19 protein-coding genes are annotated in these 22,266 nt (G+C 74.1%); 11 read left to right on the top strand and 8 right to left on the bottom strand.

The window, feature by feature from the left end:
• Positions 1-158 precede the first annotated feature (158 nt).
• From ACFWP2_RS36820 to ACFWP2_RS36810, 3 genes are read right to left on the bottom strand one after another with little or no spacing between them, the layout of a single operon-like run.
• Positions 159-1,457 (bottom strand): coenzyme F420-0:L-glutamate ligase, encoded by a 1,299-nt coding sequence (locus ACFWP2_RS36820; RefSeq protein WP_380459941.1) that lies wholly within the window; start codon positions 1,455-1,457, stop codon positions 159-161.
• Complete coding sequence (gene cofD, locus ACFWP2_RS36815) at positions 1,454-2,434, bottom strand: 2-phospho-L-lactate transferase (protein WP_380459939.1); 981 nt, start codon at positions 2,432-2,434, stop codon at positions 1,454-1,456. The genes ACFWP2_RS36820 and cofD overlap by 4 nt, the downstream gene beginning before the upstream one ends.
• A gap of 41 nt (positions 2,435-2,475) precedes the next feature.
• On the bottom strand, positions 2,476-3,075 hold the full coding sequence (locus tag ACFWP2_RS36810; RefSeq protein ID WP_380459977.1) for a cysteine dioxygenase: 600 nt from the start codon (positions 3,073-3,075) through the stop codon (positions 2,476-2,478).
• A 727-nt stretch (positions 3,076-3,802) separates the two neighbouring features.
• On the opposite strand from ACFWP2_RS36810, the gene ACFWP2_RS36805 reads away from it, so the two are divergent.
• The 3 genes from ACFWP2_RS36805 to ACFWP2_RS36795 all read left to right on the top strand — a co-directional run bounded on the left by ACFWP2_RS36805 (position 3,803) and on the right by ACFWP2_RS36795 (position 9,949).
• A complete protein-coding gene (locus ACFWP2_RS36805; protein WP_030062195.1) occupies positions 3,803-4,075 on the top strand; it encodes a WhiB family transcriptional regulator in 273 nt (90 codons plus the stop codon).
• Between the two features lie 246 nt (positions 4,076-4,321).
• A complete protein-coding gene (locus ACFWP2_RS36800; RefSeq protein WP_380459936.1) occupies positions 4,322-8,206 on the top strand; it encodes a glycosyltransferase in 3,885 nt (1,294 codons plus the stop codon).
• A 6-nt stretch (positions 8,207-8,212) separates the two neighbouring features.
• Entirely contained in the window at positions 8,213-9,949 is a 1,737-nt protein-coding gene (locus tag ACFWP2_RS36795) for a DUF5719 family protein (protein WP_380459934.1), read from the top strand.
• A gap of 41 nt (positions 9,950-9,990) precedes the next feature.
• On the opposite strand, the gene ACFWP2_RS36790 is transcribed toward ACFWP2_RS36795, so the two are convergent.
• Complete coding sequence (locus tag ACFWP2_RS36790; RefSeq protein WP_360356537.1) at positions 9,991-10,443, bottom strand: metallopeptidase family protein; 453 nt, start codon at positions 10,441-10,443, stop codon at positions 9,991-9,993.
• Between the two features lie 163 nt (positions 10,444-10,606).
• Here ACFWP2_RS36790 and ACFWP2_RS36785 point away from each other — a divergent pair, with 163 nt between their 5' ends.
• The 6 genes from ACFWP2_RS36785 to ahcY all read left to right on the top strand — a co-directional run bounded on the left by ACFWP2_RS36785 (position 10,607) and on the right by ahcY (position 16,954).
• The gene (locus ACFWP2_RS36785; protein ID WP_380459931.1) at positions 10,607-10,972 is read left to right on the top strand and encodes a DUF3499 domain-containing protein; all 366 of its coding nucleotides are present in this window, start codon (positions 10,607-10,609) and stop codon (positions 10,970-10,972) included.
• 127 nt (positions 10,973-11,099) lie between these two features.
• On the top strand, positions 11,100-12,485 hold the full coding sequence (locus ACFWP2_RS36780) for a phosphomannomutase/phosphoglucomutase (protein WP_380459929.1): 1,386 nt from the start codon (positions 11,100-11,102) through the stop codon (positions 12,483-12,485).
• A gap of 95 nt (positions 12,486-12,580) precedes the next feature.
• Positions 12,581-12,763, top strand: a complete 183-nt coding sequence (locus ACFWP2_RS36775) for a Trm112 family protein (protein WP_049659271.1) — start codon at positions 12,581-12,583, stop codon at positions 12,761-12,763.
• A gap of 107 nt (positions 12,764-12,870) precedes the next feature.
• Positions 12,871-14,121, top strand: coding sequence for an SIS domain-containing protein (locus tag ACFWP2_RS36770; RefSeq protein WP_380459926.1), 1,251 nt, complete (start codon positions 12,871-12,873; stop codon positions 14,119-14,121).
• A 71-nt stretch (positions 14,122-14,192) separates the two neighbouring features.
• Positions 14,193-15,170, top strand: coding sequence for a cation diffusion facilitator family transporter (locus ACFWP2_RS36765; protein ID WP_380459924.1), 978 nt, complete (start codon positions 14,193-14,195; stop codon positions 15,168-15,170).
• Between the two features lie 335 nt (positions 15,171-15,505).
• Complete coding sequence (gene ahcY, locus ACFWP2_RS36760) at positions 15,506-16,954, top strand: adenosylhomocysteinase (RefSeq protein WP_380459922.1); 1,449 nt, start codon at positions 15,506-15,508, stop codon at positions 16,952-16,954.
• 78 nt (positions 16,955-17,032) lie between these two features.
• Here the strand turns inward: ahcY and ACFWP2_RS36755 are convergent, their stop codons facing one another.
• Together ACFWP2_RS36755 and ACFWP2_RS36750 are read right to left on the bottom strand one after the other, a co-directional pair.
• The gene (locus ACFWP2_RS36755; RefSeq protein WP_380459920.1) at positions 17,033-18,097 is read right to left on the bottom strand and encodes a hypothetical protein; all 1,065 of its coding nucleotides are present in this window, start codon (positions 18,095-18,097) and stop codon (positions 17,033-17,035) included.
• On the bottom strand, positions 18,094-18,606 hold the full coding sequence (locus ACFWP2_RS36750) for a SigE family RNA polymerase sigma factor (RefSeq protein WP_380459918.1): 513 nt from the start codon (positions 18,604-18,606) through the stop codon (positions 18,094-18,096). Before ACFWP2_RS36750 ends, ACFWP2_RS36755 begins: the two co-directional genes overlap by 4 nt.
• A 108-nt stretch (positions 18,607-18,714) precedes the next feature.
• On the opposite strand from ACFWP2_RS36750, the gene ACFWP2_RS36745 reads away from it, so the two are divergent.
• Complete coding sequence (locus tag ACFWP2_RS36745; RefSeq protein WP_380459916.1) at positions 18,715-19,353, top strand: hypothetical protein; 639 nt, start codon at positions 18,715-18,717, stop codon at positions 19,351-19,353.
• 104 nt (positions 19,354-19,457) lie between these two features.
• Here ACFWP2_RS36745 and ACFWP2_RS36740 read toward each other — a convergent pair whose 3' ends face one another.
• Positions 19,458-20,495: an RDD family protein gene (locus ACFWP2_RS36740; RefSeq protein WP_380459914.1), complete on the bottom strand. Its 1,038-nt coding sequence runs from the start codon at positions 20,493-20,495 to the stop codon at positions 19,458-19,460.
• Positions 20,496-20,805: 310 nt separating this feature from the next.
• On the opposite strand from ACFWP2_RS36740, the gene ACFWP2_RS36735 reads away from it, so the two are divergent.
• On the top strand, positions 20,806-21,810 hold the full coding sequence (locus ACFWP2_RS36735; RefSeq protein WP_380459912.1) for a stage II sporulation protein M: 1,005 nt from the start codon (positions 20,806-20,808) through the stop codon (positions 21,808-21,810).
• Between the two features lie 167 nt (positions 21,811-21,977).
• Here the strand turns inward: ACFWP2_RS36735 and ACFWP2_RS36730 are convergent.
• Positions 21,978-22,266, bottom strand: a 289-nt coding sequence (locus ACFWP2_RS36730) for a hypothetical protein (RefSeq protein ID WP_380459910.1), incomplete at its 5' end; no start/stop codon positions are given.

The raw sequence follows: 22,266 nt of genomic DNA, 5'->3' as shown, positions 1-22,266 counted from the left end.
TACCGCCCACCCCTTTAAAAAATTTTTTTTGTTGGTTGGTCTTTTTATTTTTTTAAAACGCCCCGGGGGGGGCCGGGGGGGGGGGGGGGGGGCCCCCCCCCCCCCCCCCCACGCCCCACCCTCCCGAGAGCCCCCCGACCACACCAGCCCCCACCCATCTACCGCACCACGACGAACCCCTCAGCCCCCCGCTCCCCCCGAGCCCTAGCCCCCTCCGCCGGCCGCCCCACCGCAACCGCCCCCATCGGATCCCACCCCTCCGGAAGCTCCAGCACCTCCCGCACCGTCTCCCGGCAGAACATGGTCGACGAAACCCAGGCCGACCCGTACCCCTCGCCGGTGAGCGCGACCAGCAGGTTCTGCACCGCGGCCCCCATGGCGACCGTGAACATCTCCCGTTCGGCGGCGGCCCGCCGCGCGTCCGGATAGTCGTGCGATCCGTCCATCACCAGGCACGGCACCACCAGGTAGGGGGCGTCGCGCAGCACGTTCCCGCGAGCGGTGCGCCGGGCGATCTTCGCCTCGTCCCAGCCGTCGAGCTCCCGCAGGTCGCGCTGCCAGGCTCCGAGCATCGCGTCGAGCAGCCGCGTCCGGGTCTCCGCCGACTCGAGCAGGACGAACCGCCACGGCGTGGTGTGGTGCGGGGCGGGCGCGGTGACGGCGGCGGCCACGGCGCGGCGGACGGCCGCCGGGTCGACCGGTTCGGCCGTGAAGGAGCGGACGGTGCGCCGCAGGGTGACGGCCTGCCGCAGGGCTTCCGAGGTGCCGAGCCGGAACATGTCGTTGACGGAGGGCCGGATCAGCGGCCGGACGCCTTCGCCGTCCTCGGCGGTGACGAGGTGTCCGAGTCCCCGTACGACGGCGACCGGGATGCCGGTGGCCTTGCCCTTCACGAGGTCGGCGGCGGCGGCGAGTTCGTCGGCCGTCGCGGTGACGGTCATCTCCAGCGCGTTGCCGTGGCTGTCGGTGCGGCCCCGGTGGTCCTCCAGGACGGGGAGCCCGGCGGCGCCGATCGCCACGTCGGTCAGCCCGTCGCGCCAGGGCCGTCCGAAGGTGTCGGTGACGACGACGGCGAGCCGGCGGCCGGTGAGCTGCCGGAGCCTGGCCCGCAGGGCCCGTGCGGAGGCGTCCGGGTCCTCGGGCAGCAGCAGGACGGTGCCGGGGGCGGTGTTGGAGGCGTCGACCCCGGCGGCGGCCATGACGAAGCCGTTGCGGTTCTCGACGATCCGGATCGGCCCGCGCCGCGCGACGACCCGGACGGTCTCGGCGTCGATCGCGGCCTCGCGGTCGGTGGCGTGCAGCAGCCGTCCCTCGGCCTTGCTGACGATCTTCGAGGTGACCAGCAGGATGTCGCCGTCCTGGTACGTCCCCGCCTTGGCGATGAGCTCGCCCAGGTCCGCCCCGGCTTCGACCTCGGGGATGCCGTCGACGCCCAGGACCTCCAGCGACGCAGTCACTTCCGCACCTGCTCCGCCGAGGTCCGCACCTGCTCCGCCAGCGCCAGCGCCGCCCGCGCCATCTCGGCGGTGGCCTCGACGTCGGTCATCAGCAGCGGGACGGCCCGGCAGGCGATCCCGGCGGCCTCGACCGCGGCCACCGACGCCGCGTCCACGGTGTCCACCAGCCATCCGTCGATCAGGTCCGCCCCGTAGTGGACCGCGACCGCGTCCGCCGTGGCCTCCACGCCGACGGCGGCGAGCACCTTGTCGGCCATGCCCCGCACCGGCGCCCCGCCGATGATCGGGGAGAGCCCGACGACCGGCGCGGGCGCGGCGGCGACCGCCTCCCGGATGCCGGGGACGGCGAGGATGGTGCCGATCGAGACCACCGGGTTGGACGGCGGGAAGAGGATGACGTCCGCCCCGGCGATGGCCTCCAGCACGCCGGGCGCGGGCTTGGCGGTGTCGGCGCCGACCGCGACGATCGCCTCGGCGTCCACCGCGGCGTGCAGCTTGACCCAGTACTCCTGGAAGTGGATCGCCCGGGTGCCCTGCTCGTCGGTGATCCGCACGTGGGTCTCGACGCGGTCGTCGCTCATCGGCAGCAGCCGCACGCCCGGCTTCCACCGCACGCACAGCGCCTCGGTGACCTGGCTGAGGCTGTACCCGGCGGTCAGCATCTGGCTGCGCACGAGGTGGGTGGCGAAGTCCCGGTCGCCGAGCCCGAACCATTCGGGGCCGACGCCGTACTCCTTCATCTCGGCCTTGATGGACCAGGTCTCGTCGGTCCGGCCCCAGCCCTGTTCCTCGTGGATGCCGCCGCCGAGGGTGTACATCACGGTGTCGAGGTCGGGGCAGACCTTGAGGCCGTAGAGGTGGATGTCGTCGCCGGTGTTGCCGATGACGGTGATCTCGTCCTGCGGTCCGATCGCCGCGCGGAGTCCGCGCAGGAAGCGCGCTCCGCCGATTCCGCCTGCCAGTGCCACGATGCGCATGGGGGTCATCCTGCCACGGTCGGACTCGCCGTCAGCCGAGATCAGTGCGACCCGGCCGGCGCCTGCTGCTCGGAGTGCTGCTCCGGTACGGCGGTGGCGCCGTACTGGTTCATCTCGGTCAGGCCCGGGGTGTAGAGGTGGATGGAGACGGCGGGCTCGAGCGCGCCGTTGACGACCTCGTGCAGGTAGCCGGAGGAGAAGACGCGCTGTCCGCCGGGCCGCAGGGTGCGGGCAAGTGCGCCGCTGGGGGTACCCCCGGCCGAAGGCTGGGGGAGAGTGAGGGAGCGTTCGATCAGTTCGCCCTTGACGACGCTCATCACGCCGGAGGACTCGCCGTGGTCGTGGAAGCCGCTGGACTGGCCGGGCAGCCAGCTGAGCAGCCAGACCTCGTAGCCGGGGCCGGTCTCCAGCCGGGCGTACCAGCGGGTGAGCGCGTCGTAGCGGACGAGCGGTTCCCAGCGGGCGCGGTCGGCGGCGATCTCGCGCACCAGCCGGGCGTACCCGGCGACGGTGGTGGGGTGGGCCGGCAGGTCGGTGCGGGCCAGGTGGGGGAAGGCGAGCGGGTCGCCGGCGATGGAGACGTCGCTGAGGCCGTCGGCCCACCGGCGGGTCCGGGCGCCGACGAGGGCGCCGGTGGGGATGCCGCTGGGAGTGCCGGTCGGGGTGCCGGCGGGTGCGGTGGCGGGGCCGCGGCGGGCGAGCTTGTTGCGGTCGCGGTTCCGCCTGCGGATGCGGATCATGCGCACGGGAGTCGTCCTCGGAAGGGTCGGCCGGTTCGTGGGATCGGCCGGATCCGGGATGTCCTGGGACGGGAATCGCGGGCGGCCTCTGTGTTTCCTGGGGGCGGCGCGCGGTGGGACGCGGGCGCCTAGATACAGCAGGAACAGAGGCGACAACAGGAGTTCACGGCACGGCGGAGGGTGGAACCGCTCCGGGGGGTGGCGAACTCTGACATAGCAGCAAGGACACCGCATCCGCAGGGCCGGTGTCAAACCGAAGGATGCGGCATTCGAGTGGGTTAGGTCCGGATCTTTCCCTGATGGGGTGATTCATCACTCTCTATGTTTCGATGGGAAGATCGCCGGGAAGGCAGGCCGATGACCGGCCTGTGACGGTGACCGAGCGTCACCTGGTGAAGGGTTGCGGACGGTTCGGCACCGTTCAGGACCTTGAGGCGGAAGGTCCGATGTGTCCGGATATGTACACTATTCGTAACGGCTTGGTGCCAGGGAGTGAATCCCGGCCCCAATACCAGAGCTCGGCTTGACTGGGCCAGAGTGACGCAACTGTAATTTCACTCGTGTCGTCAGCCGCACGAGGCAACGGCAACCACGGGGACGCCAAGTAGGGGCAGAGGAGGCGCGCCACATGAGCGAGCTCTTTGAGCTGTTGATCGGGGACGGCATCGCGGAGGACGAGGAGGAACTCGGCTGGCAGGAGCGCGCGTTGTGCGCCCAGACCGACCCCGAGTCCTTCTTCCCCGAGAAGGGCGGCTCGACCCGCGAGGCCAAGAAGGTCTGCCTCGCCTGCGAGGTCCGCTCGGAATGCCTGGAGTACGCCCTCGCCAATGACGAGCGCTTCGGCATCTGGGGCGGCCTCTCCGAGCGCGAGCGCCGTCGGCTCAAGAAGAGCGCGGTCTGACCGGGCGGCCGCTGACCCCCGCTGACCCTCCGACAACGAGGGACAACCGCACAGCTGTACGGGCGCCTCACCGCGGTGGTGGGGCGCTTTCGCGTTCCCGGAGCTTCCCGGAGCGTCCCGGAGCCCCCTTCACGGCCTCCGCACGCACACCCCGGACGAAGCGGCCACCCGGAGCCGTTAGTGTGGTGCGCCATCCGGTTGCCGTTCACCGGCTGTGTCCACCGAGAACTGGGGCCCGCGCACTCGATGACCGTCTACAGCCACCAGAGCGGCTTCACCGCTTCCCGGCCGCCCGCCTATCCGCGCCACCTGGTCACCGCCGTGATCGTCTCGCACGACGGCGCCCGCTGGCTGCCGCAGGCCCTGGCCGGCCTGCTCGGTCAGGACCGCCAGGTCCAGCGGATCCTCGCGGTCGACACCGGATCCACCGACAACTCTCCGCAACTGCTCGCCGACACCCTCGCCGACTGGCTGCCCGACAGCGGCCCGCTGGTCCTCGGCCGCCGGGCCGGCTTCGGCACCGCCGTCGCCGAGGCCGTGTCGAGCAGCGCGCCCCTGCGTCCGGAGGACCTGCCGTACCGGCTCGACCCCTCCGGCTACGACCCGGTCACCGGCGGCTGGGACGACTTCGGCGACCCGCTCGCCCAGGAGGACGACCTCGGCCGTGGCGGCCCCCGCGAGACCCGGCCGGTCGAGTGGCTCTGGCTGCTGCACGACGACTGCGAGCCGCAGACCGACGCGCTGCGCCGACTGCTCCAGGTCGCCGACTCCACCCCCAGCGCCGCCGTGGTCGGCCCCAAGCTGCGCAGCTGGTACGACCGCCGCCAGCTCTTGGAGGTCGGCGTCACCATCGCCCACTCCGGCCGTCGCTGGACCGGCCTGGACCGCCGCGAGCAGGACCAGGGCCAGCACGACCAGGTCCGCCCGGTGCTCGCCGTCTCCAGTGCGGGCATGCTGGTGCGCCGGGACGTCTTCGAGGAGCTCGGCGGCTTCGACCGGGCCCTCCCGCTGATGCGGGACGACACCGACTTCTGCTGGCGGGTCAACGCCGCCGGCCACCGCGTGGTGGTCGCCCCCGACGCCGTGCTGCGGCACGCCGAGGCCTCCTCCCGCGAGCGCCGCGCGATCGACTGCGGCCCCTCCCACCCGCACCGGGTGGACAAGGCCGGCGCCGTCTACACCCTGCTCACCAACTGCAAGGGCGCGCTGTTCCCCTACGTCCTGCTGCGGTTGGTGCTCGGCACCCTGGTGCGGGCCGTCACCAACCTGCTCGGCAAGGACCCGCGCCAGGCCTTCGACGAACTCGCCGGCCTCGGCCACGAACTCGTCCGCTTCCCACGGCTGTTGGCCGCGCGCAAACGCCGTGCCAAGTCCCGGGCGGCGGACGCCCTGGACGACCGCACGCTCTTCCCGGCCCCCGGCGCCACCACCAGGCTGGCGGTCGAGGGCGTCATCGGCTCGCTCGGGATAGGGGGCGGCGACGACACCGGCGGCCGGCACGGCTCGGTCGAGGCCGGCGGCGACGAGGACGCCGAGGACCTGGTCGTCGAGCAGTTCGCGCTGCTCAAGAAGCTCGCCCGGCGCCCGGCGCCGGTGCTGTTCGCGGCCCTGCTGGTGTTCGCCCTGATCGCCTGCCGCGGCCTGCTCGGCAGCGGCGAGCTGTTCGGCGGCGCCCTGCTGCCCGCGGCCGACGGGGCCGGCGGCCTCTGGTCGATGTACGCGGACGCCTGGCACCCGGTCGGCACCGGCTCCACCGCCGCCGCACCGCCGTACCTCGGCGTGCTCGCCGTGCTCTCCTGGCTGCTGTTCGGCCACGCCGACCTCGCGCTCACCCTGATCGTGGTGCTCGCCGTCCCGCTGTCCGCGGTCAGCGCCTACCTGGTGTCCCGGCCGCTGCTGGACTCCAAGGTGGTCCGCGCCTGGGCCAGTGCCACCTACGCGCTGCTGCCCGCCGCGACCGGCGCCCTCGCCCAGGGCCGGATCGGCACCGCCGTGCTGGCCGTGCTGCTGCCGCCGCTGGCCCGCGCCGCCGCCATCGCGGCCGGCCTCGGCATCCGGGACGAGAGCGCCGCCAAGGGCGCCCGCCCGGGCTGGCGCCCGGTCTGGATGACCGTCCTGCTGCTCACCCTGGCCACCGCCTTCGTCCCGATAACGTGGGCGCTCGCGGTGCCGCTCTGCCTGGCGATGCTGGTCGTCGCGGTGCTGCGCGGCGGCGCCTTCGGCTCCGGCGGCGCGGCGCTGCGACTGCTCGGCCTGCGCGTCCTGGTGATCCTGGCGGTGCCGGTCGTGGTGCTGGCCCCGTGGTCGCTCAAGGTTCTGGCGCACCCGCAGTGGCTGCTGCTGGAGGCCGGGCTGCCCGGCCTGCACGGCAGCGGCGCGAGCGCGGCCGGCCTGCTGCTGGTCAACCCGGGCGGCGCCGGGGTGCCGCCGGTCTGGCTCTCGGCGGGTGTCGTGCTCGCCGCGCTGGCCGCGCTGCTGCGCGCCGACCGCCGCCGCGCGGTGCTCGCCGCCTGGGGCGCGGCCGGTGCCGGCCTGGTCTTCGCGGTCGCGGTGGCGGGCACCTCCGTCACCCCGGCCTCCGGCGGCCCGGCGGTGCCCGCCTGGGCCGGCCCGGCCACCCTGATCGCCGGGATCGCCCTGCTGGCCGCCGCCGCGATCGGCGCCGACGGCGCCAACGCCCGCGTGGCCGGGATCGCCTTCGGCTGGCGCCAGCCGGTGGCCGCCCTGGTGGTGGCCGCGGCCGTGCTGGCCCCGCTCGGCACCGGCCTGTGGTGGGCGCTGACCGGCGCCGGCGGCCCGCTGCACCGCGGCCAGTCCGACCAGGTCCCCGCGTTCATCGCCGAGGAGGCGGGCACCACCGACCGGGCCCGCACCCTGGTCGTCACCGGGGAGAAGGGCGGCGGCGCGGTCCGCTACACCGTGCTGCGCGGCGCCGGTCTGACGCTCGGCCAGGCCGAGTCCACCGTCGACCCGGCGACCGGCACCCAGGACGGCCTGAACAAGATGGTCGGCAGCCTGCTGGCCGGCTCCGGCGCCGACCAGGCGAGCGCCCTGGCCGGCTACGGCATCGCCTACGTGCTGGTCCAGCAGCCGGTGATCGACGCCTTCAAGGACGTCCTGGACACCACCCCCGGCCTGGTCAAGGCCAACCAGGACGGCTCCGCCGCGCTCTGGCAGGTCAACGGCACCCCCGCGGTCCGCGCGGTGATCACCGCCCCGGGCGCCAACCCGGTGGTCGTCCCGTCCGGGACCCGCGACCTGTCCACCACCGTCCCGGCCGGCCCGGACGGCCGGGTGCTGCGGCTCGCCGAGTCCGCCGCCCCGGAGTGGAAGGCCACCGTGGACGGCACCGCGCTGGAGCCCGCCACGGTCGACGGCTGGGCGCAGGGCTTCAAGCTCCCGGCCGCCGGCGGCAAGCTGACCGTCACCCGGGAGGGCGGCGCCGCCCACACCGGCTGGATCTGGGCCCAGGTGCTGCTCGGCCTCACCATCCTGGTGCTGGCCCTGCCCGGCCGCCGCAGCCACAAGGACGACGACCTGCCCGAGGAGGCGGTCGCCGCCGCCGCGCTGGCCGCCGCCGCCCAGGCGCAGGCCCCCACCCCCGGCAGCCGCCGGGCCCGCCGGATGGCCGAGCGCGGCGAGGGCGGCGAGGGCGCGGACGGCGCCGAGGGCGGTGCCGAGGAGTCCGGGGTGTACGACCGCCCGGGCGCGATCCCGGCCCAGCCCACCGGCGAGCCGGTGACCGGGGCCGTCCAGGCGGCCGCCGCCATCCAGGACGCCGAGCAGTACACCGACCCGTACCAGGCGTACCAGCAGGCCGACCCGTACAGCTACGACCAGTACGCGGCCCAGCAGCCGGTCGCCGCGCCGTACGGCGGCCAGGGCTACGAGGCCCACGGCTACGAGGCCCACGGGTACGACGGTGGCGGGCCGCAGGGCTACGAGCAGCCGTACCAGCCCGAACAGCAGCAGCAGCCGTACGGCTACGACGCCCACGGGTACGACGGCCACCAGCAGCAGCCGGAGCAGCAGCCCTGGCTGCCCGGGCAGCAGCAGGGCGAGCCCTACTACGACCCGAACGACCCCAACGGCCCCGGCCGGTACCCGCACCAGCACGGATCGGGGAGCTGACCCGCGATGAAGAAGCCCGCATTCAGGAAGAAGTCCGGCCCCGGCGGTACCCCCGGCGAGCCGGCCGGGCCCGCCGTCGCGGCGGAGCCGTCCGGGCCCGCCCCGGCCGGCCGCCCCGCCCGCAGCCGCAGCCCGTTCGCCGGGGGGGCCGCCGGGGCCGGCGGCGCGGCCAGGACCACCCCGTCCCTGCTCGCCGCGGCCGTGGTGCTCGCGGCGGTGTTCGGGATCGCCGAGGTGCGCCCGCCGGCCGCCCCGGCCAAGGCGGGCACCGGGGCCGCCCCGACCACCGCGCAGGTCGAGCGGACCTCGGCGGTCTGCCCGCAGCCGATCCAGGGCCTGACCGGCTCCACCACGCTCACCGCCTACACCCCGCCCGGGACGGGCTCCGCCACCGGCGGGGCCGGCTGGCTCTCCGACGCCGCCGCGCCGGCCGTGCCCGCCGCCCAGCCGAGCGCCGCCCCCACCGCCCCGGCGGCCCCGGCCCCGACCGGCTCGGGCGCCCCCACCGCCCCGGCCCAGGACAAGAACGCGGCGCCCGCCGACGCCCGGCTGACGGTGTCCAAGCCCGGAACCCCGGTCACCGGCCCGGCCGCCAACGGCGACGCCGCGCCCGGCACCGGGGCGGTCGCCACCGGCTCCCTCGCCCCCGGCTTCACCGCCACCCAGACCACGGTGGTCACCGAGCAGCGCGGCACGGGCCTGTCCGGCCTCACCTGCACCCCGGCCGGGACCGGCTTCTGGTTCGCCGGGGCCAGCACCGCCGGCGACCGGGTGGACTACCTCAGCCTGGTCAACACCGAGTCCTCCGCCGCGGTGGTCGACATCAAGCTGTACGGCGACAAGGGCCTGATCGACAACGACGCGGCCAACGGGATCACCGTCTCGCCCGGCAGCTCCCAGTCCGTCCTGCTGCCGACCATCAGCAAGGGCGCGGTCGCCGACCTCGCGGTGCACGTGGTGGTGCGCTCCGGACGGGTCGGCGCCGCGCTGCACGCCGCCGACGGCGGCAAGGGCGCGGACTGGATCCCGGCCTCGGCCGACCCGGCCCCCGTCCAGGTGCTGCCCGGCCTGCCCGCCGACACCGCCTCCGCCCGCCTGGTGGTCTGGGCGCCGCCGGAGGACGACGCGGACCTCAAGATCCAGCTGTCCGGCAAGAACGGCTGGTTCAGCCCGGCCGGCAACGAGTCCATCCACGTCAAGGCGGGCATGGTGGCCGCCGTCGACCTCGGCAAGGTCACCCGCGACGAGGTCGCCGGGCTGCGGCTGTCGCCGAGCGACGACAAGCACCGGACCCCGGTCGTGGCCGGCCTGCGGATCGACCGGGCGGCGGCCAACGGCAAGTCCGACGCGGCCTGGCTCACCGGCAGCGACCCGGTCGGCGCCCGCGCCACCGTCGCCGACAACCGGGCCGGCGCCTCCACGCTCTACCTGACCTCCAGCGGCGAGGCCGCCACCGTCCGGGTCACCGCCTCGGCCGGCAGCGGCGGCGGCACCCCGGCCACCAAGGAGGTCCAGATCCCGGCCGGCGGCACGGTCGCCCTCCCGGCCCCCGAGCCCGCCGGGCTGAACGGCGTCTTCGCGCTCACCGCGGAGACCGTCTCCGGCGGCCCGGTGGTGGCCGCCCGGATGCTGTCCCTGCCGGCCAAGGACGTGCCGATGTTCACCGTCCAGGCGCTGCGCGACGACCGCAGCACCGTCAAGGTCCCGCAGGCTGGCCAGGACCCGGGCGTCGTCCTGCGCTGAGCGTCCGACGGGGCGGCACTCCCGGTGCCGCCCCGGTGGGGTCAGTCCTCGTCGTAGCGCGGGTCGATGGCGTCCGGGGACAGCCCCAGCAGCTCGGCGACCTGTTCGATCAGGATCTCGTGCACCAGCGCCGCGCGGTCCTCCCGGGTCTTCGCCCGGATCTCCACCGGCCGCCGGTACACCACGATCTGGCTCTTGCGCCCCTGCTGGCCCGGTGACACCCGGCCCAGCGGCACGCCGTCCTCGACGTCGGCGCCGTCCGGCTCGTGCAGCGGCACCTCCTGGACGGCGAACTCCACCTCGATCAACTGCGGCCAACGCCGTTCGAGGCGCTCCACCGACTCGCGCACGTAGTCGTCGAACAGTTCGGAGCGGGTGAGCGAGATCGGCACCTGCGGCGGCGCCAGCGGGCCGCGCAGGCCCCGCCCGTGCCGGTCGCGGTGCCGGGGGCGGCGCGCCGGGCCTGTCGATGACTGCGGTGCGGAGCTGTCCATATCACTGCCGAGGGTAGTCCTTGGACGGTCGGAAGTGGACCACTCCGACGGGGAATCGCACGGGGCGTCGAGACGCGGCCCCGGCGCCCGCGGTGCGACACGGCACCCCTTCCGGGCAGGCGGTCTTCGCTCCCCGGCGGGGAGTGCGGTACCGTCCACCCTCGTGAGCTCTGTACGTCGTTGTTCGCGGACCGCGTGCGGCCGGCCGGCCGTGGCGACGCTGACGTACGTCTACGCGGACTCCACCGCCGTCCTCGGCCCGCTCGCCACCTACGCCGAGCCGCACTGCTACGACCTGTGCGCCGAGCACGCCGAGCGCCTCACCGCCCCGCGCGGCTGGGAGGTCGTCCGGCTCGCCGTCGAGACCGGGCCGCTGCGCCGCAGCAGCGACGACCTGGAGGCGCTGGCCAACGCCGTGCGCGAGGCCGCCCGCCCGCAGACCTCCCGTCAGGGCCGCGGCCCCGAGGGCGAGTCCACCGAGGGCGGCCGTCGCGGCCACCTCCGGGTCCTGCGCTCGCCCGACAACTGACCCCTCACCCGGCACGGGGCATTCGTCCGGCCCGGGTACGCTGCCCGTCTACCGTCACCGCGCCCGTCGACCGACGCGCGCGGCCCCGACGTTTCGTGATCAGTCCTAAGACCAGGGTGGAGCCGCAGTGCGCGACCTCAAGCAGCTCGTGAAGGCGTACGACGTCCGAGGCGTCGTCCCGGACCAGTGGGACGAGAGCCTGTCCCGGGCCTTCGGTGCCGCGTTCGTGCAGGTCACCGGCGCGACCGCGATCGTGGTCGGGCACGACATGCGGCCCTCCTCCCCGGCGCTGAGCCTGGCCTTCGCCGAGGGTGCCGCGGCCTACGGCGCCGACGTGGTGCAGATCGGGCTGTGCTCCACCGACCAGCTGTACTACGCCAGCGGCAAGCTGGACCTGCCCGGCGCGATGTTCACCGCCAGCCACAACCCGGCCCAGTACAACGGCATCAAGCTGTGCCGGGCCGGTGCCGCCCCGGTCGGCCAGGACACCGGCCTGGCCGAGATCCGCGAGCTGGTCGAGTCCTGGACGGCCGAGGACGACACCGTCACGGTTCCGGCCAAGGACGTGAAGCCGGGCGGGCTGTCCGCCCAGGACACCCTGCGGGGCTACGCCGACCACCTGCTGGGCCTGGTCGACCTCACCGGGATCCGCCCGCTCAAGGTCGCGGTGGACGCCGGCAACGGCATGGGCGGCCACACCGTGCCGACCGTCTTCGACGGCCTGCCGATCGAGCTCGTCCCGATGTACTTCGAGCTGGACGGCACCTTCCCGAACCACGAGGCCAACCCGCTCGACCCGAAGAACCTGGTCGACCTCCAGGCCAAGGTCCGCGAGGTCGGCGCCGACGTGGGCCTGGCCTTCGACGGCGACGCCGACCGCTGCTTCGTCGTGGACGAGCGCGGCGAGCCGGTCTCCCCGTCGGCGATCACCGCCCTGGTCGCCGTCCGCGAGGTCGCCCGCGCCCGCGCCGCCGGCGAGGCCGAGCCGACGGTCATCCACAACCTGATCACCTCCTGGACCGTCCCCGAGGTGGTCCGCGAGCTCGGTGCCAAGCCGGTGCGCACCCGGGTCGGCCACTCCTTCATCAAGCAGGAGATGGCCGAGACCGACGCCGTCTTCGGCGGCGAGCACTCCGCGCACTACTACTTCCGCGACTTCTGGCGCGCCGACACCGGCATGCTGGCCGCCCTGCACGTGCTGGCCGCGCTCGGCGGGCAGCCGGGTTCGCTGTCCGCGCTCACCGCCGAGTACGACCGCTACGCCGCCTCCGGCGAGATCAACAGCACCGTGGCCGACCAGGCCGCCAGCACCGCCGCCGTCCGCGCCGCCTTCGCCGGAGGGGAGGGCACCACGGTGGACGAGCTGGACGGCCTGACCGTGGCCGGCCCGGACTGGTGGTTCAACCTGCGCGCCTCCAACACCGAGCCGCTGCTGCGCCTGAACGTCGAGGCCAAGGACCCGGCGAAGATGGCCGAGCTGCGCGACGGCGTGCTCGCCGTCGTCCGCGGCTGAGCCACGAGCCTGATCACGGGCCCCGCTGCCCCGGCCGGTAGGGTTTCCTCTCGGCCGGGGCACCTTCGTGCCACCCCCGAACTTTGGAGAGCCCCATGAAGCTCGAATCCTTCCTGCTGGAGATCCTGGTCTGCCCGCAGTGCCGGGCCGCGCTCGTCGAGGGCGGTACCGAGGAGCAGCCCGAGCTGGTCTGCACCGGCGCGGACTGCGGCCTCGCGTACCCGGTCCGCGAGGGCATTCCGGTCCTCCTGGTGGACGAGGCCCGCCGCCCGGCCTGATGCTGGGGGCGTTCCCCGGGGCGCGATCCGCGCCCCGGCCGCCCCACCCGACCGCCCGGCGCGCAGCGGAGCGCGCGCCCAGAGGACCGCAGCCGGAGGTTCGCCGCATGCTCGACGACACCCTGCTCGACGATCCGGCCGCCCTTCGGCGCGCCGACCACGACCGCGCCCTGCTGGCCCTGGCCGGTGCGGGCGCGCGGGTCCGCACCGCGCTGCGGCAGGCCGAGGCGGCCGGCCTCGACCGGCTGCGGCCGGACGGCCGCCCGCGGGCCGTCCTGGTCGCGGGGCACGGCAGCGCGCTGACCGCCGCCGAGATGCTGTCCGCGCTGGCCGGTACGGCCTCGCTGATCACCGTGGTGCCGCCGACCGAGGCGGCCGCCCCGCGCGCCGACCGGGCCGGCGCCCCGCCCGCCTTCACCGCCGGGCTCGGCTGGCAGCTGCCCGGCTGGGCCGGCCCGCTGGACCTGCTGGTGATCAGCTCCGCCGACGGCGGCGAGCGGGGCCTGGTCGGCCTCGCCGAGCAGGCGTACGCGCGCGGCTGCGCGATCGTCGTCACCGCCCCGGCCGGCAGCGCGCTGGCCGAGGCCGCCTTGCAGGTGCGCGCGCTGCCGCTGCCCTTCGTGGCCTCGGTGCTGTCCGAGGAGCCCGCGCCGGTGGCGGCCGCCGAGCCGGACCTGCCGGCCGAGGACCCGGCGGCGCTCTGGTCCCACCTCACCCCGCTGCTGGCGCTGGCCCAGAAGATCGGCCTCACCCAGCTGCCGTACGACGCGCTGCCGGCCGTCGCCGACCTGCTGGACGCCACCGCGGTGCGCTGCCGCCCGGACGCCGCCGCGTACACCAACCCGGCGAAGGGCCTGGCCGCCCGGCTGGCCGGGACGGTCCCGCTGCTGTGGGCCGAGGGCCCGATCGCCGGGGCGGCCGCCTCCCGTTTCGCCGCCCAGCTGGCCGACCGGGCCGGGCGCCCGGCGCTGGCCGGGCCGCTGCCGCAGGTGCTCACCGCCCACCGCGGCATGTTCACCGGGCAGTTGGGCGCGGGCGCCGACCCGGACGACTTCTTCCGCGACCGGGTCGAGGAGCCGGACCCGCTGCACCTCCAGGTGCTGCTGCTGCGGCACGCCCCGGGCGCGGCCGGCCCGGCGGCCGAGGGCGAGCAGGACGGCCCGGCCGAGGTGCCGGAGGAGGACGCGGGGCCGCGCAGCTTCGGCGTGGCCCGGGCGCACCGGCTGGCCGCCGCGCACGACGTCCGGCTGACCGAGTACGCGAGCACCCGGCCGGACGCGCTGCACGCGCTGGCCGACCTGGTCGCGCTGACCGACTTCGCCGCCGTCTACCTGGGGCTCGCCGCCGCGCAGGTCTGAGACGGCCGGAAGCCCCCGCCGGGTACGGTAAGCGCTCGACGAGCCGTACCGACCCGTGAGGACCTGGAAGCATGAGTACCGAAGGCGGCACCAAGGCACTGATCGCGGCACTGTCCGCGAACCTGGCGATCGCGGCGGGCAAGTTCACCGCCTTCGGTTTCACCGGCTCCTCCTCGATGCTGGCCGAGGGCGTGCACTCGGTGGCCGACTCCGGCAACCAGGTGCTGCTGCTGGTCGGCGGCAAGCGGGCGCGCCGGGCGGCCGACGAGGAGCACCCGTTCGGGTACGGCCGCGAGCGCTACGTGTACGGCTTCCTGGTGGCCATCGTGCTGTTCAGCGTCGGCGGCCTGTTCGCGATCTACGAGGGCTGGCACAAGATCAGCCACCCGGAGACGCTGGACTCCTGGGGCTGGGCGGTCGGCGTGCTGCTCTTCGCCATCGTGATGGAGGGCTGGTCCTTCCTCACCGCGATGCGGGAGTCCGCCAAGGCCAAGGGCCGGCAGGGCTGGGTGCAGTTCATCCGCACCGCCAAGGCGCCGGAACTGCCGGTGGTGCTGCTGGAGGACACCGGCGCGCTGATCGGTCTGGTGCTCGCGCTGTTCGGCGTCGGGCTCACCGTGATCACCGGGAACGGTGTCTGGGACGGCGTCGGCACCCTGTGCATCGGCGTCCTGCTGGTGGTGATCGCCGTGGTGCTCGCCCTGGAGACCAAGTCGCTGCTGCTCGGCGAGTCGGCGAGCAAGGAGTCGGTGAGCCGGATCCGGGAGGCGCTGGTGGACGGCGAGACGGTCACCGGGGTGATCCACATGCGCACCCTGCACCTCGGCCCGGAGGAGCTGCTGGTCGCCGCCAAGATCGCCGTCAACGCCGAGGACAGCGCCGCCCGGGTGGCGGAGGCGATCGACGCGGCCGAGGAGCGGGTCCGCGCGGTCGTCCCGATCGCCCGGGCGATCTACCTGGAGCCCGACGTGTACAGCGCCGAGAAGGCCGCGGCGGGCGACGACCCGGCCGCCACGCCCGGTGGTCCGGGCCCGGCGGGCGAGCACTGACCCCTCCCGGCCGCGCGGTCGGAGCCCCCGGGGCCCGGCCGCGGAGCCGGTCGGTCCGGGGGCCGAAATCGGTCATCGGCGGACGGCCGACTGGGCCGTCGGTGTAGATTCGTCACCAGAGCCAGAACGTCGCTGCTGATGGCGGTCGATCGGCGGTCCGCACCCGTAGGGTGTGCGCCGGTCGAGGGACAGAGGTCCTCCGACGGTTTGTGCTGCGCAACGGGAGGCCGGTCCACCACGGACCCGGCGGTCCCGGCACGGCCGTGCACCCGTACGGCCGCGCGCGACGCACGCCCGGACCTTTGGCCCCACCCCCATCAGCGAGGAGCAGACGCATGTCGACCGACATCACCGGTGACTTCAAGGTCGCCGACCTTTCCCTGGCGCCGTTCGGCCGCAAGGAGATCCAGCTGGCCGAGCACGAGATGCCCGGCCTGATGGCGATCCGCGCCGAGTACGCCGAGTCGCAGCCGCTGGCCGGCGCCCGGATCACCGGCTCGCTGCACATGACCGTGCAGACCGCCGTCCTGATCGAGACCCTGACGGCGCTCGGCGCCGAGGTCCGCTGGTGCTCCTGCAACATCTTCTCCACCCAGGACCACGCGGCCGCGGCCATCGCCGTCGGCCCGGAGGGCACCCCGGAGAACCCGCAGGGCGTGCCGGTCTTCGCCTGGAAGGGCGAGACCCTGGACGAGTACTGGTGGTGCACCGAGCAGGCCCTGACCTGGCCCGACGGCAAGACCCCGAACATGATCCTGGACGACGGCGGCGACGCCACCCTGCTGATCCACAAGGGCGTCGAGTTCGAGAAGGCCGGCGCCGCGCCGGACCCGTCCACCGCGGACAACGACGAGTTCCGGATCATCCTGGAGCTGCTCAACCGCACCCTCAAGGACACCCCGAACAAGTGGACCGAGGTCGCCGCCACGATCAAGGGCGTGACCGAGGAGACCACCACCGGTGTCCACCGCCTGTACGAGATGCACCGTGACGGCAAGCTGCTGTTCCCGGCCATCAACGTCAACGACGCCGTCACCAAGTCGAAGTTCGACAACAAGTACGGCTGCCGCCACTCGCTGATCGACGGCATCAACCGCGCCACCGACGTCCTGATCGGCGGCAAGGTCGCCGTCGTCTGCGGCTACGGCGACGTCGGCAAGGGCTGCGCCGAGTCGCTGCGCGGCCAGGGCGCCCGCGTGATCATCACCGAGATCGACCCGATCTGCGCGCTCCAGGCCGCGATGGACGGCTACCAGGTCACCACCCTGGAGGACGTCGTCTCGATCGCCGACATCTTCATCACCACCACGGGCAACAAGGACATCATCCTTGCCTCGCACATGGAGCAGATGAAGCACCAGGCGATCGTCGGCAACATCGGCCACTTCGACAACGAGATCGACATCGCGGGCCTGGCGAAGCTGCCCGGCATCGTGAAGACCGAGGTCAAGCCGCAGGTCCACGAGTGGCGCTTCGCCGACGGCCACACCATCATCATGCTGTCCGAGGGCCGCCTGCTGAACCTGGGCAACGCGACCGGCCACCCGTCCTTCGTGATGTCCAACTCCTTCGCCAACCAGACGATCGCCCAGATCGAGCTGTTCACGAAGACCGAGCAGTACCCGATCGGCGTCTACGTGCTGCCGAAGCACCTGGACGAGAAGGTCGCCCGCCTGCACCTCGACGCGCTGGGCGTGAAGCTGACCACCCTGACCCAGGAGCAGGCCGACTACATCGGCGTTCCGGTCGAGGGCCCGTACAAGGCCGAGCAGTACCGCTACTGACCGGTGCACCGTCCGGCGGCCGGCGCTTCCCTCGGGAGGCGCCGGCCGCCGGCGTCTGCGGGGCTGTGGGTCGCCGTGTCAGCGGGGCGTGCCGGCGGGGTCCGTCGCGGTCCAGGAGGCCTCGTCCGCGCCGAGCACGGTGAACCGGTCGAGCAGGCCCGCCAGTCCGCCGGCCTGCTGCACCGCCGGGCTCCCCGCGGCCGTCCCGTTGGCGCAGAGCCGGACGCCCTTCCCGACGCGGCACACCGGGGTTCCGCCGTCCGGCCTGCCGTCGACGAACACCCCGAAGCTCTCCGGCTGGACGGTGACGCTCAGCCACTTCCCGTCGACGGTGTACGACAGGATGGCGCTCCACGGGGGCTCGCCGTCCTTCGATGGCCGGTGGATCTCGACGTTGCGCGGCTTGAGCTCGGCGGGCACGCCGGTCGGCCGCACCGGGAACGGGACCTCCCGGTCGCCGAACTCGACGCCGGCCGCGACCCTGAGCAGGTCCTCCTTGACCTTCGCCCCCGTCCACAGCGTGGCCCTCAGTTCGGCCCAGCGGCCGGAGGCGGTCATCCAGCGCAGGCCGACCGGGACTCCCGACGCGTCGGTGACCAGCCACCGGGCCTCCCGGCCGGCGACCGCGGGCGCGGCGACCGTGTGCACCCCGGGGGCGAGGGACTCGCCGGGGCCGCGCAGCAGTTCGAGCTTCAGGGTGGGGACGGCGTTCTCGACGGCGGTCGTGGTGGCCGCGGTGAGGACGGACCGGCCGTCGCTGTTCGCGTAGCCGACGGACGGCCGGGCCAGCCACGGCGGCAGCCAGCCGAAGCGGGCCTCGGCGCTCAGCGGACCGGCGGCCGCCGTCGGCTGCGGTGTGGCGGTCGGGGACGGCGGGGTCGGGGACGGCGCGAGCGAGGACGGGGCGGTCGGCGCGGGGACGGCCGGCACGGGCGGTCCGCCGGACGGGCGCAACAGCAGCACACCGGCCAGTACGGCGGCGGTTGACCCGGCCACCGCGCCGACCAGGGCGCGCCGGCGGCGGCGCAGCCGGACCCGTCCGCGGGCGATCGCCGCCGAGGCGTCGAGTGCGGCGGGCGGCGCCGGGGCCTCGGCGAGGGCGCTCAGCCGGGCGGTCAGATCACGCTGCTCGTGCGACCTCATGACGTCCTCTCGGCGGTGGTGGGACGAGGGGCGAGCGTCGTCCGGAGGGTGGCGAGGGCGCGCGAGGTCTGGCTCTTCACATTGCCCGAGGAGCAGCGCATCGCATCGGCGGTCTGATCGACCGTGAGGTCGCAGTAGTACCGGAGCACCACGGTGGCCCGCTGCCTGGGCGGCAGCGCGGCCAGCGCCTTGCGCAGGTCGAGCTGGACGTCGAGGTCGGCCGCCACCGACGCGACCTCCGCCGGCGTCGCGGTCCGCGTCGTCCGCCGCCACCAGGACGTGCGCTGCTCGGCGAGGAAGGTGTTGACCAGCACCCTGCGGGCGTAGCCGTCCAGGTTCTCCACCCGGCCGGCCCGTGACCAGTTCACGTACAGCTTGGTCGCGCACTCCTGCACCAGGTCGTCGGCCCGGTGCCAGTCCCCGCACAGCAGATAGGCGACCTTGCGCAGCCAGCCGCTCCTGGAGGCCAGGTACTCGGTGAACTCCGTGTCGCGCGTCCGCTCCGCCATCCGCACCCCCTCTCGTCGTGGTGGCGACGCCCAGCCGCGCCGTCCGCCGCTCTAATGCGGGCACCGGCCGGAAGGTTGCACGCGCGGTGCACCCGTAGGCTTTCCGGCATGCCCAACGGCCGGTACTCGCTCCACGACCCTCACGACCACGTCCCGCTCGGGGAGGAGCGCTTCAGCTGCGCGCCCGGGGCGGCCGGGTGGCGGTACGTCTCCAAGACCTACGCGCCGGACGGCCGGGTGCTCGCCAGTACCGACCTCACGCTGGACTCGCGTGCCCGGCCGCTGCGGATGGAGCTGCGGGCCGGCGGCTGGCAGGTGCGCGGCGGGGCGGTGGACGGGGTCGCCTGGGTCCGCACCGACGCGTCCGACCCCGGCGGCGAGCACGCGGCGGAGGGCCACGACCGGGCGCACGCCTTCACCGGCCGCTCGCCGGGCTTCCTGGTCGCCACCGCCCGGCTGCTGAGGCTGCGGGAGGGGGCGAGCGCGCGGGTGCGGCTGGTGGCCTTCACCGAGCCGGTGCTGGCGCCGCGCACCCTCGACCAGGGGTGGCTGCTGGAGGGCGTCGACACCCACCAGACGGACTCCGGGCCGCTGCTGGTCGAGCGGTACCAGGTGGCGGACCTGGAGACGGGCGAGCAGCAGGTCGTGCACCTGTCGGGGGACGTGGTGCTGGCGGCTCAGGGGATCGAGCTGGAGGAGCTGGAGTCGCCGCCGAACGCCTGGCGGGTGGGGGCGGAGGAGGAGTAGCCGGTCCGCCCGGCCGTGGCGGCCCGGTTCGGGCGGGCGGGGCTCAGACGGGCGGGACTCAGACGGGCGGGACTCAGACGGGCGGGGCTCAGGCGGGCGGGGGCTCAGGCGGGCGGGGCGAAGCCGGTGCCGGCGGCGGGCTTGTCGAGGGACGGAGCCGCCGGTGCGGCCGCCGGCACCGGGCCGGCGGACTGGACGGGCGTCGGTGCGACGGCCGGGGTCGCGGGAGCGGGCTGCTGCGCCGGCAGGCCGAGGACGCGGACGGGCCGTCCGTCGGCCGCGCCCGCCGGTGCGGCCGCCGGCACCGGACCGGAGGCCGGGCGGGGAGCGGGTACCTGGGCGGGGGCCGGCTGGGCGGACATCGGCCCGGCCGCCCACAGCTGCTCCTGGGCGCGTGTCCACTCCCGCCGCTGGCGCTCGGTCAGCACCGCGCCCAGGTAGGCCGCCGGGTGCAGCCCCGGCGGGATCGGGTGGCCGATCCGGGCGGACAGGTCCCCGGCGAGCCGGGTGGACATCTGGATCATCACTGCCGGGTCCAACTGGCCGACCCGTCCCAGCAGTTGGCGGATGGCCAGCCAGAGCGGCTCCGGAACGGCGGACAGGTCCATCGCGACCAGCTCGTGGCCCATCGACTGCAGCAGGTGCGGGTGCACCGGCGGCAGCGGGGTGGAGCCGCCCGCGCCCGGGGTGCGCTCACGGACGACCACCGTCCCGGCGAAGATGTCGCCGAGCCGCTTGCCGTCCGAGTGCACCACCGAGGTGATCACGGCCGGGGCGCCGGTCAGCACGATCATCTCGAAGAAGCCGACCAGTCCGCGCACCAGCGAGTGCCGGAACCGCACCGGCCCGCCGTCGGTGCGGACCACCCGCAGGCCGAGCGCGGCCTTGCCCAGCGAACGGCCGCGGGTGAGGGTCTCGACCATCACGGGCACGCCCACCAGGAAGAACACCGTCAGGCCGATCATCACGGCGGCCAGCGCCGCGCCGTCGAGGCCGATCAGGGCGAGGCTCAGCAGCAGTGTGAACACCAGCAGGGCGGCGAACTCCACCAACAGGTCGATCACGATCGCCAGGGCCCTGCTCGGAAGCTTCGCCGTCTGGAGGCCGAGGACGACCGCCTCACCCGTCACCAGGTCGCTCAAGACACCTGTCCGTTCACGTTCTTGGAGCCCGTGCGGCTCGCCCATGGAGATCCGGCCCTGGGAGCGCGGCAGTGCCGGGGGAGGGCGTCACCCCGGATCGGCTCCCCCTGACCCGCTCTCCGCAGTCAGATCCGCAGCCGCAAACATACGGGGCCCGGTGGGCGCACGGGAAGTGAGATCCCGACGGCCGGGGCGACGGCCGCTGCTGGCATGCTGGGCCGCGCGTGTCCGCCCGGACCCGCAGCCCGTCTGGCACCCACCCGCCCGCGCACGCACGTCCGCGCCCGTCGCCGATCATGGAGCCGCCGAAATGGACCTGGACGTCTTCGTCGCCACCCACCAGGGGGAGTGGGCCCGGCTGGACGCCCTCGCCCGTCGGCGCCGGCTCAGCGGGGAGGAGGCCGACGAGCTGGTCACGCTCTACCAGCGTGCCACCGGACACCTCGCCAAGGTCCAGGCCGCGGCGCCCGATCCGGCCCTGGTGAGCCGGCTGACCGGGCTGGTCTCCCGCGCCCGCAGCGCGGTGACCGGCGCCCGCACCAACGGCTGGCAGGACGTCGCCCGCTACTACACGGTGAGCTTCCCGGCCGCGCTCTACCGCGCGCGCCGCTGGTGGGTGCCGGTGGCGATCGTCTCGATGGTGGCCACCGCACTGCTCGCCTGGTGGATGGCGACCCACCCCGAGGTCCGCAACAGCCTGATCGCCCCCGAGCACCTCGACGAGATGACCCGCCCCGGCGGCCAGTACGAGACGTACTACTCGGACCGGCCGGCCGGCTCCTTCGCGGCACAGGTCTGGACGAACAACGCCTGGATCGCCGTGCAGTGCCTGCTGTTCGGGATCGCGCTGGGCATTCCGGTGCTCTACGTGATGTGGACCAACGTGGTCAACCTCGGCGTCGGCGTCGGACTGATGGCCTCCGCCGGGCGCCTCGACGTCTTCCTCGGTCTGCTCATCCCGCACGGTCTGCTGGAGCTGACCGCGGTCTTCGTGGCCGGCGGCCTCGGCCTGCGCCTCGGCTGGACCGTGATCGACCCCGGCCCGCGCACCCGCTCGGTGGCGCTGGCCGAACAGGGCCGCGCGATCATCGGAATGTCGATCGGCCTGGCGACGGTCCTGGCGGTCTCCGGTGTCCTGGAGGCCTTCGTGACCCCGTCCGGCCTGCCGACCTGGGCCCGCATCTCCATCGGCGTGCTGGCCGAGGCAGCCTTCCTCCTCTATGCCCTGGTGCTGGGCCGTCGGGCCGCCGAGGACGGGGAGTTCGGCGACCTGGATGAGGCCGATCGGGCGGACCTCCAGCCGGTCGCGGCCTGAGCCGATGTGATCGACAGGCCCCTGACCTGCTAGTCTTCCTCTCGTTCCGACCGAACCATTGACGTGGTGAGGGCGGACTAGTAGGTTTCAACGGTTGGGACTGACTGGACAACGGTCGGGCCCGGGCGTTAGTGTCTACGACACCGCCGAATCGAGGCGAGTGCATTTCACGAAATGCGCACCCTCCGACGAAGCAGATCCCACGGACTGAGCACTCCGAAAGCCTTGATAGGCTTCGGAATGAAGTTCGCAGGAAATCCCCCCAGCGGGAATCGGATGAATGAAGCGCCGGTAAACGGAGCGGAAAACATCTGGTAAGCTGGAAACACGAAAGAACGAAGCCCGGAGGGTCCGCTGGAAAGCGGTCCGAAGGAAGCGTCCGTTCCTTGAGAACTCAACAGCGTGCCAAAAGTCAACGCCAGATATGTTGACATCCCCGGCCTCAGATTCTTCTGG

The sequence above is a fragment of the Kitasatospora sp. NPDC058444 genome (assembly GCF_042721415.1).
Lineage (GTDB): Bacteria > Actinomycetota > Actinomycetes > Streptomycetales > Streptomycetaceae > Kitasatospora.
This window is presented reverse-complemented; position numbering and strand designations above follow the sequence as displayed.

Bases quoted from the DNA above. Each gene is read 5' to 3' on its own strand.
- cofD (WP_380459939.1), bottom strand. From the start codon at position 2,434: ATGCGCATCGTGGCACTGGCAGGCGGAATCGGCGGAGCGCGCTTCCTG.
- ACFWP2_RS36805 (WP_030062195.1), top strand. From the start codon at position 3,803: ATGAGCGAGCTCTTTGAGCTGTTGATCGGGGACGGCATCGCGGAGGAC.
- ACFWP2_RS36800 (WP_380459936.1), top strand. From the start codon at position 4,322: ATGACCGTCTACAGCCACCAGAGCGGCTTCACCGCTTCCCGGCCGCCC.
- ACFWP2_RS36795 (WP_380459934.1), top strand. From the start codon at position 8,213: ATGAAGAAGCCCGCATTCAGGAAGAAGTCCGGCCCCGGCGGTACCCCC.
- ACFWP2_RS36790 (WP_360356537.1), bottom strand. From the start codon at position 10,443: ATGGACAGCTCCGCACCGCAGTCATCGACAGGCCCGGCGCGCCGCCCC.
- ACFWP2_RS36775 (WP_049659271.1), top strand. From the start codon at position 12,581: ATGAAGCTCGAATCCTTCCTGCTGGAGATCCTGGTCTGCCCGCAGTGC.
- ACFWP2_RS36770 (WP_380459926.1), top strand. From the start codon at position 12,871: ATGCTCGACGACACCCTGCTCGACGATCCGGCCGCCCTTCGGCGCGCC.
- ACFWP2_RS36765 (WP_380459924.1), top strand. From the start codon at position 14,193: ATGAGTACCGAAGGCGGCACCAAGGCACTGATCGCGGCACTGTCCGCG.
- ahcY (WP_380459922.1), top strand. From the start codon at position 15,506: ATGTCGACCGACATCACCGGTGACTTCAAGGTCGCCGACCTTTCCCTG.
- ACFWP2_RS36755 (WP_380459920.1), bottom strand. From the start codon at position 18,097: ATGAGGTCGCACGAGCAGCGTGATCTGACCGCCCGGCTGAGCGCCCTC.
- ACFWP2_RS36750 (WP_380459918.1), bottom strand. From the start codon at position 18,606: ATGGCGGAGCGGACGCGCGACACGGAGTTCACCGAGTACCTGGCCTCC.
- ACFWP2_RS36745 (WP_380459916.1), top strand. From the start codon at position 18,715: ATGCCCAACGGCCGGTACTCGCTCCACGACCCTCACGACCACGTCCCG.
- ACFWP2_RS36735 (WP_380459912.1), top strand. From the start codon at position 20,806: ATGGACCTGGACGTCTTCGTCGCCACCCACCAGGGGGAGTGGGCCCGG.